This window comes from Myxococcus sp. RHSTA-1-4 (genome assembly GCF_020037125.1).
Taxonomy (GTDB): Bacteria; Myxococcota; Myxococcia; order Myxococcales; family Myxococcaceae; genus Myxococcus.
On sequence record NZ_JAIQDG010000042.1, the window covers coordinates 44,169 to 59,088 of the forward strand.

Sequence of the window (14,920 nt, forward strand, 5' to 3'; positions counted from 1 at the left end):
CCAGGTCCTACGGAATCCCCCGCATGGGCGCGCTGGGGTATTCCTGGTATTCCCAATGTGACGGAGATGTGGCCGGACATCATCGGCTGGCGCATGGCCGACTCGTCACGAAAGGGAGCACGACATGGGAGCGCATCGGCGGAGCAGGTCCTGGGTGAAGTTCCGGCACGGGATGCTCGTGGGGCTGGCGGCGGCGCTGGCGGGCTGCGCACCGGACACCGGCGGCACGGAGGAGCGCCCGGCCACGGAGCAGCAGGCGCTGGCGGCCTGCTCGTACACCATCACCACGAACACCTACGTGGGCGCGGACTACTGGGGCACCATCGTCTTCAAGAACACCGGCACGGCGGCCATGACGCGGCCACAGATTGCGTTCGGTGTCCCGAGCGGCGTCATCTGTGACTACGACGAGCCCGGCTGGACGCACACCCAGAGCGGCACGACGTGCACGTACTCGCGGACGTCGGACCTCACCGTGGCCGTGAATGCGTCGTACACGTTCTATTACTCGACGACGTCGAACACCTCCTTCACCGCCACCAACATCCAGATTTCCGACCCGAGCTGCGGCGGCACCACCGGAGGCACGGGGCTGAGCGCCAACCAGAAGAAGGTGGCGGAGGACCTGACCAGCATCTGGGAGAACGACACGCCCACCATCGACTACGCGTACTCGGAGAACATCCAGGACGGGCGCGGGTACACCAATGGGCGCGCGGGCTTCTGCACCGGCACGGGTGACGCCATCCAGGTCGTCCAGTGCTACGTCAACCTGCGGAGCGCGGCCAACGGCAACCTGATGGCGAAGTACATGCCGGGGCTCACCACCATCAACAACCGCTTCCTCTCCACGGGTGAGTCCCAGTCCTCGACGTCCGAGCTCGACTCCGTGGGCAACTGGCGGGCCGACTGGGCCGCCAGCTACAACAACACCACCACGCGCGCGGACTTCAAGAGCTGCCAGGACCAGATCAACGACAACCTTTATTACACGCCGGCCATGAACGAGGCCGCGAAGTGGGGCCTCACCACCGCGCTGTCGAAGACCGCGCTGTACGACGCCTTCATCAACCACGGCGAGTCCGGCGCCCGGAGCATCATCCGCTCCGCCAACACCGCGCTCGGCAACTCCGGACAGGTGGCGCCCGTCATCGGCTACAACGGCATCACCGAGAGCGCGTGGCTGCAGAAGTTCCTCGAGAAGCGCCGGGACGTGCTCGCCGGGGACTCGACGTGGATTGAGGCCGTGGACCGCGTCGCCGCCTACGAGAAGCTGCGCCGGCGTGGCAACTGGGACCTGGGCACCGCCTTCCGCAACGACGTCCGCGCCCGCGACTGCTGGGGCACGACGTATCCGTTCAGCGGCTACACGGTGCGGCAGATCAACCCGGACGGAAGCTGGAGCACGCCGACGTCGTACACGTACTCCTGCCAGTAACCCGCCTCACGGCGCGGAGGCAGATGCTACTGCCTCCGCGACTCGAAGCGCCGCCGGCGCAGGTCCAGCATCCACGCCTCCAGCGCGAGCACGGCCTCCTCGGGCGGGTCCTCGGGGAGGACGGACTCCGGCACTGCGGCGTCGAGAACCTCGAAGGAGCGCGCCACCTCCGCGCGCCACTTCGTGCTCAGTTCCTCCGGAAGCTCGCTCTTCTCCCCGCGCCGCTTCTGCTCCACCAGCGCATGCGCCTCCGAGAAGCCATACAGGTCCAACAGCTCGGTGACGTCCGTCTCCACCGTACCGGTGCGCAGCGCGTGCGTGCCGGTCAGCGTGGTGCGCAGGACGTAGAGCAGCTTCTTCGCGGACTTGAAGCCGCTCTTCTCCCACTCGCGAAGCTGGCCGTGGGCGAAGCCCCGGTAGTGCCGGTGCACGCGGCGCGACATCACCGCGCGCACGTGCGGCTTCAGCCCCTCCAGCTCCGGCGACGCGCGCACGCAGATGGCGCCCAGCACGCGCTCGATGTAGTTGCCGTTGCCTTGCAGGACGCCCTGGAGCACCGGCTGCAGCTCGTTGGACGAGTAGTCCACCTCCACGCCGTCCACCACCTGGAGCCGCTCGGCGGTGATGTGCTTCGGCTGGAGCCCCAGCAGCACCGCGGTGGGCGCCACGTGGATGGACTTCAGGTCCAGGTCGCTGTCCGGCGAGGGGAAGCCATACGCGTGCGCCCCCGAGAGGGCCACGACCAGGTGCTCGCGCTTCGCGGACTCCTCGTCGAGCACCCGGTCCGCCACCACGCGCTCATGTTCCTTCAGTGTGCCCTTCATTCCGCGTCCCTCCACTCCATGGCCGGAGCCTCCGGCGCGTCGCGTCCCAGCGGGCCGGGCTCCTTCAGCACCCAGCGCCGCGCCACCTCGTCTCCCACGCGCCTCAGCAGCCGGTCCGCGCGCTCGTAGTCCGGATGCTCCGGCAGCCGGCTCTCCCGGTGCGCCGCCTCCAGGTCCGGCGCCATGGCCTCCGCGTCCCGCAGCACGTCCTCCAGCGGCACGCGGCCCGCCTTGATGTCCAGCAGCCGCGCCTTCAGCGCGCCCGCCGCCTCGAACGTGGGCTCTCCCGTGCGCAACCACCCGGTGGCCGTGGCCACCAGCCGCAGCAGGTTGTACGCGTTCTTCGGCCGCAGCTCGCGCGCGGACGGAGGCCGCTGCCCGCCGTCTCGCGCGTACGCCGTGAGCGCCGCGAAGTCGTTGGCCGTCAGGAGTCCCTGGTCCCACAACGAGCGGTAGAGCTGCTTCACGTACGTCTTCGCCGCCAGCAGCGCGTCCTGCTGCGAGGGCGCCGTCCGGGGAGACACGGCGGCCAGCCGCTTCGCCACCTCGTCCAGGTCCGGGGCCGGGTCCTCACACAGCCACTCCAGGAGCAAGTCCCTGTGCTCGGCAAGCCGCTGGCTGCGCGTGAGCTTGTCGAGCTGACTCATGGCATAGCGGCCGAAGCTGCCGAAGATGGCCTTGGACACGAAGGCGCCGCGCTCGGCGAGCAGCCACTCGCCCAGCACGTCCTTCGCCGTGGCGCCAGGGACGAACAGCGTCTCCAGCGTGTTCGGGTCCGCGCGCAGCGCCTGCTCCACCGTCTTGTGCACCTCCCAGTAGGTGGTGCTGCCGTCGGCGCTCACCAGGTCCACCGGCGCCTCCACCAAGCCGAAGGTCCACGACAGCGGCAGTGCGAACACGCCCCGCACGTCCACGTCCGAGCTCTCGTTGGCCAGGCCCCACGCATGACTGCCCACGCGCGTCTCCAGCACCACACACGGCGTCAGCGCGGACCAGGCCGCCTCCCGGCGCCGGGCGAAGTCCACCTGTCCCACGCGGCGGGGCACCAATTCCTCGCGCGCGAACCAGACCTCGCCCACACCGACAATCTGCACGTCGAAGCCGCCGTCATGCGCGCGGACGACTCGGCCCACCACGCCCTGGGGGATGCGGCGCCCGCCCGAGGCCATGCGCTCCACGCGCGTCGTCACCTCCGTGCCGTGCGGCAGGGGCACCGACAGCCGGTCCACCTGCTCGAGGCCGCGGATGCGCGCGCCGCCCTGGCGCGAGGAATCCGTCGGAGAATCAGCCATTGTTCACCTCCCGGTGCGGTGCGAAGTCGTCTCCCGACGGCGGCGCGGGCGCGGACCTGACGCCTCCGGCGCCATGCTAGCCCCGGCAAGTCCGGACACGAAACGAGGGTCGCGCCTGGAAACCGGGAGGGCGCAGCGCCTTCAGTGAGAGCCCGTCGCCCCCGCGTCATGCCCGCGCTCGGCGGCCAGGCGCGTCTCGGGGTCCGGCCGCTTCTCGCGCATCGTGACGAACTCCTCGGCCGCCGTGGGGTGGATGCCCACGGTGGAGTCGAACTGCGCCTTGGTGGCGCCGCACTTCACCGCCACCGCCAGGCCCTGGATGATTTCCGGCGCGTCCGCCCCCACCATGTGGCAGCCCAGCACCCGCTGGGTGGCTCGCTCCACCACCAGCTTCATCATCGTCCGCTCGTCGCGCCCGCTGAGCGTGTGCTTCATGGGCTTGAAGTTGGCGACGTAGACGTCCACCTGCCCGCAACGCTCGCGCGCCTCCAGCTCCGTCAGTCCCACGCACGCCACCGGCGGCTGGCTGAAGACGGCCGAGGGCACGTTGGTGTGGTCCATCTTCATGGGGTTGTTATGAAAGAGCGTCTCCGCCATCGCGCGTCCCTCGGCGATGGCCACCGGGGTGAGGTTGATGCGGTCCGTGAGGTCCCCCACCGCGTAGATGTTCTCCACCGAGGTGCGGGACCACTCGTCCACCTTCACCGCGCCCCGGGCATCCAGCTCCACGCCCACCTCCTCCAGCCCCAGCCCGCCCGAGTTGGGCACCCGGCCGGTGGCGTAGAGCACCGCGTCCGCCTCAATCGTGTCGCCCCCGCGCGTCAGCAGGCTCACCCCGTCCACGCGCTTCTCGATGTCCCGGATGAAGGTGTCCGTCACCAGCTCGATGCCCTTCTTGCGCATCTCCCCCGTGAGGAAGGCGCGCACGTCGTCATCGAACCCGTTCAGCACCGTGGGGCTCCGGACGATGACTGTCACCTTCGAGCCCAGCCCGTGGAAGATGCCCGCCAGCTCCACGCCGATGTACCCGCCCCCCACAATCGCCAGCCGCTTCGGCAGCTCGGGGAAGGACAGCGCGTCATCCGAGGTGAGGGCATGTCCGATGCCCGCCACGTCCGGAGGCAGGTACGGCCGCGAGCCGGTGGCCAGGAGGATGCGCTCCGCCGTGTAGCGCTTGCCGCCCACCTCCACCGTGTGCGCGTCCACCAGCCGCCCGCGCCCCTGCACCACCGTCACGCCCGAGTCGCGCAGCAGCCGCGCGTACACACCACCCAACCGGGCCAGCTCCTTGTCCTTGGCCTCGCGCAGCCGCGCCCAGTCGAACGCCGGCTCCTGCACCGTCCACCCGTAGCCGGCCGCGTCCTGGAACTCCTCGTGGAAGTGGGAGCCGTACACCAGCAGCTTCTTGGGCACGCAGCCCCGGTGCACGCAGGTGCCGCCCAAATCACGGTCCTCGCAGAGCCCCACCTTCGCCCCGTAGGAGCCCGCCCTGCGGCTGGCCGCCACGCCCCCGGAGCCGCCGCCAATGGTGAACAGGTCGAAGTCGTAACGGGCCATGGTCCTCGTCCTCCGGGAGAAGCGACATGCGTTTCCCCTGAGATAGTCCCGGGGAGGCGCGGACCGTACCGGAAGTGTGGAGCCGCGGCGCCTGGATTCGCGCCAGCGGACACTCCGGCTCAGCTCCGGGACAGGGAGAGGATGCTCTCGCGCAGGCGCGCCAGCAGGTGCCGCGCCCCGTCCAGCTCCGCCTTGCAGCGCTCCAGCCGCTCCGCCATGCCGTCCAGGTTGCCCGCGTCGGCGCGCAGCTCGATGTCGCGGCACTGAAGCTCCAGTGACGTGGCGCCGAACCACGCCGCGTTGGACTTGAGCGTGTGGGCGGCCCGGCCCAGGTCGTCCACCCGGCCCCGGGCCAGCGCGGAGAAGGCGTCGTCGAGCAGCGCCGGCATGCTGTGCATGGCGGTCTCGATGAGCTCCGGCAGAATCTGCCCCGACTGAGCCCCCAGCTCGCGCCACAGGCGCGAGAGCGCGGCCGGCTCCAGGCCGGGGATGCGCGCCACCTCGGGCAGCTCGTCCCCGTCCAGGGGGGACGGCGGCGCGACCGGGGCGGCGACGTCCTTCCGGACGGCCGGAACCACCTCGGAGCGTCGGGGCTGGCAGCGCAGCAGCGAGGCGGCCAGCGCCTCCACGCGGATGGGCTTGCCCAGGAAGTCGTCCATGCCCACCGCGAAGCACTGCTCGCGGTCCGAGTCCATGGCGTTGGCCGTCATGGCGATGATCCAGGGCTGCGCCCGGGGCGGCAGCTCCGCGCGGATGCGGCGGGTGGCCTCCAGCCCGTCCATCTCCGGCATCTGCAGGTCCATGAGAACGACGTCGAACCGCTGCTGGGACACCAGGCGCAGGGCCTCGTGCCCGTTGAAGGCCACCTGCGCGCGGTAGCCGAGCCGCTCCAGCACCAGCAGCGCCAGCTTCTGGTTCGTGGGGTTGTCCTCCACGAGCAGGATGTCCAGGGGCAGCCGGTCTCCGGGCCGCTCCCCCGGAAACGGCCCCGCGCGCGGCGGGCGCTCCACCCGCGCGGCATGCGCCTGCCGGGCCACGTCGTGCGAGAAGCACGACATCAGGGCGTCATGGAGCTGCGAGGCCTTCACCGGGCGGGACAGCACCGCGGAGAACAGGCCCTCGGGCGTGATTCCGCGGCGGCCGGGCGAGGTGAGCAGCAGCAGCGGCAGCGTCCGCATGTCGCCCCACTGGCGGATGCGCACCGCCAGCGCCGGCCCGTCCAGCCCCGGCATCTGGTGGTCGATGAGGGCCACGTCGAAGCGCGCGCCGGCCTGGAGCCGCGCCAGCGCCTCGGCGCCGGAGGAGGTCTCCACCGAGTCGATGCCCCACTGCTGGAGCTGCCGCCCCAGCAGCCGCCGGTTGATGGCGTTGTCGTCCACGATGAGCACGCGCCGCCCTTGCAGGAGGGGCTGCTCCGGGAGCAGGTTCATGGCGGGCTGCTGCGCCGCGGCCTGCACGCTGAGCGAGAAGCAGAAGGTGGTGCCGGTGCCGCCCACGCTCTCGCGCTCCACCCAGATGCGGCCGCCCATGGCCTCCATCAGCCGCTTGGAGATGGCCAGCCCCAGCCCGGTGCCTCCGAAGCGGCGGGACACCGACGCGTCGAGCTGGTTGAAGGGCTGGAACAGTCCCGCCCGCATCTCCTCCGGGATTCCCGGCCCGGTGTCCTGCACGGAGAACGTCAGCTCCCAGGGCGCGTCCGCCGCGCCGCTGCTCCGCTTCCCGTCCACCGACACCACGGCGCCGCCCTGCTCGGTGAACTTGAGGGCGTTGCCCACCAGGTTGAGCAGCACCTGGCGCAGGCGCGATGCGTCGCCCACCAGAATCTGCGGAAGGTGCGGGGCGATGTCACACGCCAGGTCCAGCCCCTTCTCGCTGGCGCGCACGGCGAGCAGGTCCAGCACCGACTCCACGCACTGGCGCAAATCGAAGGGGTGCAGCTCCGTCTCGAACCGGCCGGCTTCAATCTTGGAGAAGTCCAGCACGTCGTTGAGCAGGGTGAGCAGCGCCTCGCTGCTCTGGCGGATGGTGGAGACGAAGTCGCGCTGCTCCTCCGTCAGCCCCGTGTCCAGCAAGAGCCCCGTCATGCCGATGATGGCGTTCATCGGCGTGCGGATTTCGTGGCTCATGGTGGCCAGGAAGAGGCTCTTGGCCTGGTTGGCGGCCTCGGCCGCCTGGCGCGCCCGCTGGAGGTCGGTGATGTCGTGGTAGATGGCGATGAAGCCGAGCTGCCGCCCGCCCACGGACACCGGCAGCGCCAGCAACTCCACATCCACCACGGAGCCGTTCTTCCGCACGCGGCGGGTGACGGAATGCACGCGGCCCCGCGCGAGGACTTCACGGCTGGCCTTCTCCGCCTCCGGGAGCACGGTGGGCTCGGTGGCCACCAGCTCGAAGATGTGCCGCCCGAGCGCCTCCTGCGGCGTGTACCCGAAGAGCCGCTCCGCCTCCGGGTTCCACGACAGCACGCGGAACTGGCGGGTGATGGTGACGATGGCCACGGGGCTGTTGCGCACCACGGCCTCGAAGAACTCCTTCTGCTGGCGGATGGAGGCCTCAACCTCCAGCGAGCCCGTCATGTCCAGGAGCTGCAGCACCCAGCCCCCGCCCCCCGCGCCCGGCAGGGCCACCGTCATCACCCGCAGGTAGTACGCCTGCCCGCCGCCTCCCGGCCGCTGCCCGGCCAGCTCCGTCTCGTGGGGGGTGTCGGAGGGAGCGCGTGGCTCGGGCGGACGCCACCCGGGCAGAACGTGCGCCACCGGGTGGCCCAGCAGCTCCGAGCGCGGTCCGAAGAACCGCTCCGCGGCGCGGTTGACCTCCAGAATCCGCTGCGCGGAGTCGAGCACGAGCACGGCGTCACGCGCATGCTCGAACACGACGGAATGAGCGCTGGACGCCAGGTCGGACACCCTTCCCCCTACAGACAGTGTAGGTCAGCTCGGCCTCTCACCACCTCGTGCGGCATGCGGCAGACAGCGTGACTGCATCATGCCAGACACCCGCCGGGTTCAGGAGAGACCCGCCGGGTGTCGCACCGGGGCCGGGTGCGTTCCACGAGGAGTGGAAGTCGCCGTGCGTCAAGGTGGGGCCCGCGGCTCCACCGGGCTTCCCCCGGGAGGCGCGACCAGGGAAGATGGGGCCGTCCAGGAGCTTCCCCATGCGTCCCATCGCCCTCCTGCTGGGGCTCGCCGCCACGCTCGCGAGCGCCCAGCAGCCGGTCGCCGTCTCCTCTCCGCAGGACCCGCTCCCGCCGCCGCCCCTCACGTCCTCGCCCTCGTCTCCGGACGAGCCCGAGTGGGCCACGCCGCCCTCCCTCACCAGCCCCGCCACGTCCGAGCCGGAGCCGCAAGAAGCCCCTCCCCCCACGGCTCGCCCCACGGAGCCCGAATCCCGGGAAATCCTGGCGCCCACGGTCCGCCCCTCCGAGCCCGAGCCTCGACAGACGCCGGCGCCCCGGAAGCTGGAGCCGGCGCCCAAGCGCCCGCTGCGCTACAGCCGCCTCTCCGCCGACTCGGGAGGTCCCACGCTCGTCCTCACCGAGGCGGTGGGCGGCATGGTGCTGGGGGCCATGCTCGGCAGCACCTATGACGACGAGAACGGCCGGAGCGACAACGCCTACGCGGGCGCGATGCTGGGAGCGCTCACGCTCGGCACGGCGAGCACCCTCTACCAGTACTTCGTCCCCGTGAAGCGCAACGAGTCGCTGCTCGCCGCGAGCGCCTCCACGCTGGGCTTCATGGCGGGGGTGAGCGCCGCCAACGGGTGGGATTTGGACAGCCGGCGGCGGGCCCTGCTCGCCCTCACCACCTCGCAGGTCGGCGTCGCCAGCGTGCTGTTCATCACCGCGGGCGGCGAGGACGTCAGCTCCGGCGACACGGGGCTGGTGGGCATGACGGCCTTCTACGCGTTCGTCACCACCGGGCTCGTCGAGTACATCGGCTCGCGCCAGTCCGGGGAGAGCTTCCGCTACACGCCGCTGCTCATCGCGCCCGCGGCGGGGATGATTATCGGAGGGCTGCTGGCGATTCCCCTGGAGATTCCGCCCTCCTCCGTGCGGGACGTCACCCTGTTCCCGGTCGGCATGGGCCTGACGGCGCTGCTCGTCGGCTCACGGCTGGACGTCAGCGACGTCACCGTGGCCAAGACGGTGCTGGGCACCGTGGCCGGCACCTTCGCCATCACCGTCCTGCTCTCCGCCCTGTCGCCCGACGAGCCCACGCAGCGCGACGCACGGGCGGATAGCGCGTTCCAGCCCGTGCCCGTGCCGGTGGTGATGCCGGCCGGCCGCGGCAACGACGCGCTCGCCGCCGGCCCCGGGCTCTTCATGCGCTTCTAGCGGCTGGTCCACCACGCCTTGAACTCACGCCAGGAAATCTTCCCGGTGCGGTCCGTGTCGACCGTATCGAGGGCGATTTCCAGCTCCTCGTCGGTGACGTTCTGCCCGAGCGCCTCCAGCAGCCGCGCGAACTCGGCGCGCTCGATGGAGCCGGTGCGGTTGCGGTCATAGCGCTGGAAGATGTCGAGCAGCTCGTTGCCGGAGCTGGTCAGCTCGTCCACCGCCGCGTGCTCGGGCGCGAGCGGCTGGATGCCGGCGGACGTGGTCTCCACCTGCTCGACGAACGGAGAGCCCGTGGCCGGCCGCTCGACCGCGCCCGGAGGAGTCGCGGGCGGAGCCAGGGGCAGCTCCTGCTGCAGCTCCGCGGCGGAGGGCCTCCGGGCCGCCTTCCGGGCGCCGGCCGCCTTCGTGACGGTCTTCTTCGCCGCGGCCTTCCGGGCACCCGCCTTCTTCGCCGCGGGCGTCTTCACGGCCGCCTTCGCCGCGACCTTCCGGGCACTGGCCTTCTTCGCCGCGGGCTTCTTCGCGGCCGCCTTCTTCGCCGCGGGCTTCTTCGCGGCACCCTTCTTCGCGGCACCCTTCTTCGCGGCACCCTTCTTCGCGGCACCCTTCTTCGCGGCACCCTTCTTCGCGGCGGCCTTGCCGGCACCGGCCTTCTTCGCCGCGGGCTTCTTCGCGCCGGAGGTGCGCCGGGATGACTTCTTCGCAGCACTGGTCTTGCGTGACTTCGTCGCCATGATGAGCCCCTCCCTGGGCAGGACGCATCGTACCGCTCCCGTGGTGCGGGTCAGCAGCGCTGTGTCAGGCCCCCCTCCGGAGCAGCCCCCTGACCGGACGCGGCATGGCGCGGCACGGCCACCCGCGCTCAACGGGAGCATGCCGGTGACAATCTCCTGGCGCCGCGGTGTTCGAGTGCCCACGTGGCCGTGGACGGGAGGACATCCGCGCACCCGTGACAGGAGTGGAACTCGCGAGCTGACGCGTTTCAGGCACTCTGCGCCGCGAATTCGTGCGCCGCCCCTGGCACCCGGCCCGGCGCCGCGCCACATAACGAGGGGAGGACACGTGGGACGGAATGACTGGAATGGGTGGACCCTCGGCCTGGCGCTGCTGCTGGGGCAGGGGCCGGCGCTCGCCGAGACGGCGGTGAAGGCCGCCCCGGCGGGAAGCGCCATGCCGGCCCGGAGCGCGGACTCGGCCTTCTTCATCACCCGCAGCACCAACAAGAACCAGGTCCATTACGGCATCCAGGTGGACGAGAGTTGCCGGCCCCGAGGCCCACAGCCGGTTCATGCGTACTGGCGGATGCTGGAAAAGGGAGAGAGGCACGTCGAGCCGCTGCTCGGCCGTGAAGGCCCCGCATACGGGCTGGCCGACGGCCAGCAGGTGGAGTCCACTCCCTCCGGCTGGAGGGTTCACGTCCGGCTGCGCGCCTGGCCGGACCGGACCATTGACGTGGACGTCTTCCGGGAAAACGGCCGCTGCGTCGCCAGGGCATGGACCCGGATGGACGGCCAGGTCGCGCAGATTGAGCGCATCTTCGTGAAGGCGGCCTGGCCCTCGGGGGTGGACTACGTGCTGCTCAGCGGGACCGGGGCGGATGGCCGGTCCGCCCGGGAGGTCATCCGCCGCTGAGGGCTGCCCGGTGGGGCTGCCGGCCTGGCAGTGGCCTGCCTGCTCGCTCGGTCAGCCATGACCCACCCTTATTGGCAAGCCTTGGCTACCCTGGAACCCCGACTTGCAAACTGCTAGCAGGCGGCTTGCCGGTCTTCCAGGCTGCTTGCCACGGCATGGCGGTAGCAACAGGGGGTCGGGAGATGTTCACATGCCGTCACGCGCGGCGAACAGGGCCGCCCGCGCGCTTCACCGAGACTCCTTGCCCGGACCCCACTGGACTTCCGCGTCTGAATGAATGACTCACTAGAGACTCTCCTCGCCGACGGCATCATCGAGGCCGTCATCGGCCAGCTGAAGACCGGCAAGGAGGCGGAGGTGTGGCTGGTCCAGCACGCCGGCCAGGTGGTCGCGGCCAAGCTGTACAAGGAGCGCCACGAGCGCAACTTCCGCAACAACGCGGGCTACCGGGAGGGGCGCGAGGTGCGCAACTCCCGTACGCGCCGCGCCATCGAGAAGGGCAGCCGCTTCGGGCAGTCCGCCGCCGAGGACGCGTGGAAGAGCGCCGAGTCGGACTCGCTCTACAAGCTGCACGCCCAGGGCGTGCGCGTACCCACGCCGGTGATGTTCTACGAGGGCATCCTGCTGATGGAGCTGGTGCTGGACCCGGAAGGCCACCCCGCCCCACGGCTGGTGGAGGCCCCGCCCGCCACGCCCGATGACGCACACGCGCTCTACCTGGACCTGCGGGCCCAGGTGGTGAACATGCTCTGCGCCGACCTCATCCACGGCGACCTGTCCCCGTACAACATCCTGATGAGCTGGCAGGGCGCCACCATCATCGACTTCCCGCAGACGGTGGCGGCGGCGCGCAACAACCGTGCGGAGTTCTACTTCCGGCGCGACCTGGACAATGTCCGCAACTTCCTCGCGGGCATCGACCCCCGGCTGTACGACGCCGCGGGGGACACGGGCGAAATCTGGAATGCCTATGTGCGCCGGGAGCTGACCCCGGACTTCACGCCCCGTGGCAACTTCCGCGAGGCGCCCCGCCGCAACGGGAATTCCGGCCGCGGCTTCAAGGGCCCGCGCGGGGGCTTCTCTCCGGAGCGGGGTGGGGGTGATGACCGCCGCCGTGACTTCCGCCCGGAGCCGGCGCCGGCGGAGCAGGTGCCCGCGCCCCAGGTGGCGATGACGCCCGAGGAGGCCGCCGAGGCCGAGCTGCGGGAGCTGGAGGCCCTGGTGCTGAAGCAGGGTGGCGGCGAGCGCGGCAAGCCCGCGGCGGCGCCGCCTCCTCGCGGGGGGCGGAACCGCTCCTTCGGCGGAAGGCCGCCTCCTCGCGCCGGTGGCAACCGCCCGCCCTCCTCGGGGGGTGGGCCGCGTCCGCCAGGCGGCGAGCAGCGCGGTGCGAATGGAGCCCGTCCGCCGCCCAACGGGCAGCAGCCCGGGGCACGGCCCGGCAATGGTGGCCCCCGTGGCGGTGGCAACGAGCGTCCTGGCAACCCGGGAGCCCGCCCCTTCGAGCAGCGCGCCGGAGGCAACGGCGGGCGCCCTGGCTGGAGCGAGCAGCGGGGTGGAAACCCCGGGGCTCCGGCCTCGGGTGAGCAGCGCGCGGGCGGCGGGCGCCCTGGCTGGAGCGAGCAGCGGGGTGGAAACCCCGGGGCTCCGGCCTCGGGTGGGCAGCGCACGGGCGGTGGGCGTCCTGGGTCGAACGGGCAGCGGGGTGGAACCCCCGGGGCTCCGGCCTCGGGTGAGCAGCTCGCGGGTGGAGCGCGTCCCGGGTGGAATGAGCAGCGCCCTGGTGGCAATGGCCGTCCGCCTCGGGGTGAGCCACGGTCAGGAGGAAACGGGCGTCCGCCTCGGGGTGAGCCGCGTGGCGGAGGGTTCGCCGCCGGGAGCGAGCCGCGCGATGGCGGTGGAGCGCCTCCCCAGGGCGAGCCGCGCGGCAACGGACATCCTCCGAGGACCGACGCTCGTGGCGGGAACATGCCTCGCGGGGAGCGGCGGGGAGGGCCCGGCAGGTCCCAGCCCGTGGTGGAGATGCGGCCCGCGGCGGGTACGCCGTCCGGCCCGCCGGAGCCCAACAGCCTCCGGGAGCCGCGCCCGGGAGGGCCGGGCAACGGTCCAGGAAACCGGCAGCCCCGGCAGGGGCCGAACCGCGGCGGTCCCCGGCCCCCGCGTCAGGCGGGTCCCCAGGTCTCCTACGTCGCCCGTCCGGCCTCGTCCTCCGACCCGGGCCCGCACGAGACGGGCTCCTGAGGCGTCTTCCGGAGGGCCAGCCCGCTCGGGCACGAGCCCTCTCACTCCACCCGGATGACCACCTTCCCGAAGTGCGCCCCGCTCTTGAGATACTCGAAGGCGGCGCGCGCCTCGGCGAAGGGGAACACGCGGTCCACCACGGGGCGCACGCCGTGCAGCGTCAGCGCGCGGTTGAGCGCCTCGAAGCCCTGGCGGTGGCCCACGAAGATGCCCTGCACGCGCAGGTTCTGCATCAGCACGGGCGTGAGCGGCACCGTCCCCGCCCCCCCGCTGAGCACGCCGATGACGGACACCGTGCCGCCCATGCGCACCGCGCGCAGCGACTTCTCGAACGTCCCGGCTCCGCCCACCTCCACCACGTGGTCCACGCCCACGCCGCCCGTCAGCGCGCGCGCCGCCTTGTCCCAGTCCGCCGTCGTCGCGTAGTTGATGAGCTCGTGCGCCCCCAGCGCGCGCGCCTTCTCCAGCTTGTCATCCCGGCTCGACGTCAGGATGACGCGCGCCCCCATCATCCGGGCAATCTGCAAGGCGAAGATGGAGACGCCGCCCGTCCCCTGCACCAGCACGGTGTCCCCGGCCTTGAGCCCTCCATACGTGACGAGCGCGCTCCACGCCGTGAGCGCCGCGCACGGCAGCGTCGCGGCCTCCTCGTCGGACAGGTACGCGGGTGTGGGAATCACCCCGTCCTCGTGGAGCAGCATCGTGTCCGCGAGCGCCCCGTCCAGCGGCCCGCCCAGCGTGCTCACCTGCGCGGCGCGGGTCGGCTCCCCGGCGGGCCACGCCTGTGAGAACAGCCCCATCACCCGGTCGCCCGGCTTCACGCGGGTGACGCCCGGCCCCACCGCGTCCACCACGCCCGCCCCGTCCGAGTTCGGAATCAGGGGCAGCTTCTGCCGCGGGTTGTAGCGCCCCTCCACCATCATCAGGTCGCGCTGGTTGAGGCTCGTGGCCTTCACCCGCACCCGCACCTGGAAGGGGCCGGGCGTGGGGTCCGGCCGCTCGCTGGAAACCAGCTTGTCCAACCCGAATCCGTCGCGAATCTCGTAGGCCTTCATGGCCGCCCGTTCTACCTCGCCCTCCCGGGTGGAGGGGGCCCTTCAGGAGTCCGGGTGTCCGCACACAGGCGCTCCACGACCTGCCGGACGGTGAGGATGAGGAAGGGCATCCCGCTCCGGCCGGCCATGGACAGCACCCGCTTGTCCTTGCTCACCAGCCACGCGGCGCCAGCACGGGCGGCCAGGAGGAGGAACTTCTGGTCATCCCTGTCACGGCACCGGGGCAGCTCCGGCGCGGAAGCCCCCTCCCCTTCCGGCACCACTCGCACCCGGGCTCGGTAGCGCTCCAGGGCCGCCTGCCGCGCCGCCGCGTCCCACCCTGGCCGGAAGTTGCGCGAGGCGAGCACGTACCCCAGCTCCGCCAGCGTGTCCGCGTCCGCCCAGGCAACGAGCGTCCCCGCATCCAGGGCCTCGGCCAGGGGGCGGGCGTGCGGATCGCCGAACGCGAACAGGTCCAGCACCACGTTGGTGTCGAGCACCACCGGCACGGGGAGTGAGGGCGTCTCTGGGGCGGCAGGGGGCATGGGTGGGCTATGTTCGCCCGGGAG

General features: G+C 71.6%; 11 protein-coding genes. 4 read left to right on the plus strand and 7 right to left on the minus strand.

Going from position 1 to position 14,920, the window contains the following annotated elements:
• Positions 1-124 precede the first annotated feature (124 nt).
• Entirely contained in the window at positions 125-1,438 is a 1,314-nt protein-coding gene (locus tag K8638_RS38470) for a chitosanase (RefSeq protein ID WP_223759720.1), read from the plus strand.
• Positions 1,439-1,464: 26 nt separating this feature from the next.
• Here the strand turns inward: K8638_RS38470 and K8638_RS38475 are convergent, their stop codons facing one another.
• The 4 genes from K8638_RS38475 to K8638_RS38490 all read right to left on the minus strand — a co-directional run bounded on the left by K8638_RS38475 (position 1,465) and on the right by K8638_RS38490 (position 8,017).
• Positions 1,465-2,262 carry a DNA polymerase beta superfamily protein gene (locus K8638_RS38475; RefSeq protein ID WP_223759721.1) on the minus strand — a complete coding sequence of 266 codons (798 nt, stop codon included), beginning with the start codon at positions 2,260-2,262 and terminating at the stop codon, positions 1,465-1,467.
• Positions 2,259-3,554, minus strand: coding sequence for a DNA polymerase beta superfamily protein (locus tag K8638_RS38480; RefSeq protein ID WP_223759722.1), 1,296 nt, complete (start codon positions 3,552-3,554; stop codon positions 2,259-2,261). Before K8638_RS38480 ends, K8638_RS38475 begins: the two co-directional genes overlap by 4 nt.
• 141 nt (positions 3,555-3,695) lie before the next feature.
• Positions 3,696-5,111: a glutathione-disulfide reductase gene (gor, locus tag K8638_RS38485; protein ID WP_223759723.1), complete on the minus strand. Its 1,416-nt coding sequence runs from the start codon at positions 5,109-5,111 to the stop codon at positions 3,696-3,698.
• Between the two features lie 119 nt (positions 5,112-5,230).
• Positions 5,231-8,017, minus strand: a complete 2,787-nt coding sequence (locus K8638_RS38490) for a response regulator (RefSeq protein ID WP_223759724.1) — start codon at positions 8,015-8,017, stop codon at positions 5,231-5,233.
• A gap of 248 nt (positions 8,018-8,265) precedes the next feature.
• On the opposite strand from K8638_RS38490, the gene K8638_RS38495 reads away from it, so the two are divergent.
• Entirely contained in the window at positions 8,266-9,444 is a 1,179-nt protein-coding gene (locus tag K8638_RS38495; protein ID WP_223759725.1) for a hypothetical protein, read from the plus strand.
• Here the strand turns inward: K8638_RS38495 and K8638_RS38500 are convergent.
• On the minus strand, positions 9,441-10,181 hold the full coding sequence (locus tag K8638_RS38500) for an EF-hand domain-containing protein (protein ID WP_223759726.1): 741 nt from the start codon (positions 10,179-10,181) through the stop codon (positions 9,441-9,443). The genes K8638_RS38495 and K8638_RS38500 overlap by 4 nt on opposite strands.
• Positions 10,182-10,509: 328 nt before the next feature.
• Here K8638_RS38500 and K8638_RS38505 point away from each other — a divergent pair, with 328 nt between their 5' ends.
• A complete protein-coding gene (locus K8638_RS38505) occupies positions 10,510-11,079 on the plus strand; it encodes a DUF4833 domain-containing protein (RefSeq protein WP_223759727.1) in 570 nt (189 codons plus the stop codon).
• Positions 11,080-11,352: 273 nt separating this feature from the next.
• Positions 11,353-13,317, plus strand: coding sequence for an RIO1 family regulatory kinase/ATPase (locus K8638_RS38510; RefSeq protein WP_223759728.1), 1,965 nt, complete (start codon positions 11,353-11,355; stop codon positions 13,315-13,317).
• A gap of 41 nt (positions 13,318-13,358) precedes the next feature.
• Here K8638_RS38510 and K8638_RS38515 read toward each other — a convergent pair whose 3' ends face one another.
• Together K8638_RS38515 and K8638_RS38520 are read right to left on the minus strand one after the other, a co-directional pair.
• On the minus strand, positions 13,359-14,372 hold the full coding sequence (locus K8638_RS38515) for an NAD(P)-dependent alcohol dehydrogenase (protein WP_223759729.1): 1,014 nt from the start codon (positions 14,370-14,372) through the stop codon (positions 13,359-13,361).
• Positions 14,373-14,383: 11 nt separating this feature from the next.
• Positions 14,384-14,896 (minus strand): putative toxin-antitoxin system toxin component, PIN family, encoded by a 513-nt coding sequence (locus tag K8638_RS38520; RefSeq protein WP_223759730.1) that lies wholly within the window; start codon positions 14,894-14,896, stop codon positions 14,384-14,386.
• Positions 14,897-14,920: the final 24 nt, after the last annotated feature.

What these genes read in the sequence shown, in the direction of transcription:
- K8638_RS38470 (WP_223759720.1), top strand. Translation starts at nt 125, where the DNA reads ATGGGAGCGCATCGGCGGAGCAGGTCCTGGGTGAAGTTCCGGCACGGG.
- K8638_RS38475 (WP_223759721.1), bottom strand. Translation starts at nt 2,262, where the DNA reads ATGAAGGGCACACTGAAGGAACATGAGCGCGTGGTGGCGGACCGGGTG.
- K8638_RS38480 (WP_223759722.1), bottom strand. Translation starts at nt 3,554, where the DNA reads ATGGCTGATTCTCCGACGGATTCCTCGCGCCAGGGCGGCGCGCGCATC.
- gor (WP_223759723.1), bottom strand. Translation starts at nt 5,111, where the DNA reads ATGGCCCGTTACGACTTCGACCTGTTCACCATTGGCGGCGGCTCCGGG.
- K8638_RS38495 (WP_223759725.1), top strand. Translation starts at nt 8,266, where the DNA reads ATGCGTCCCATCGCCCTCCTGCTGGGGCTCGCCGCCACGCTCGCGAGC.
- K8638_RS38500 (WP_223759726.1), bottom strand. Translation starts at nt 10,181, where the DNA reads ATGGCGACGAAGTCACGCAAGACCAGTGCTGCGAAGAAGTCATCCCGG.
- K8638_RS38510 (WP_223759728.1), top strand. Translation starts at nt 11,353, where the DNA reads ATGAATGACTCACTAGAGACTCTCCTCGCCGACGGCATCATCGAGGCC.
- K8638_RS38515 (WP_223759729.1), bottom strand. Translation starts at nt 14,372, where the DNA reads ATGAAGGCCTACGAGATTCGCGACGGATTCGGGTTGGACAAGCTGGTT.
- K8638_RS38520 (WP_223759730.1), bottom strand. Translation starts at nt 14,896, where the DNA reads ATGCCCCCTGCCGCCCCAGAGACGCCCTCACTCCCCGTGCCGGTGGTG.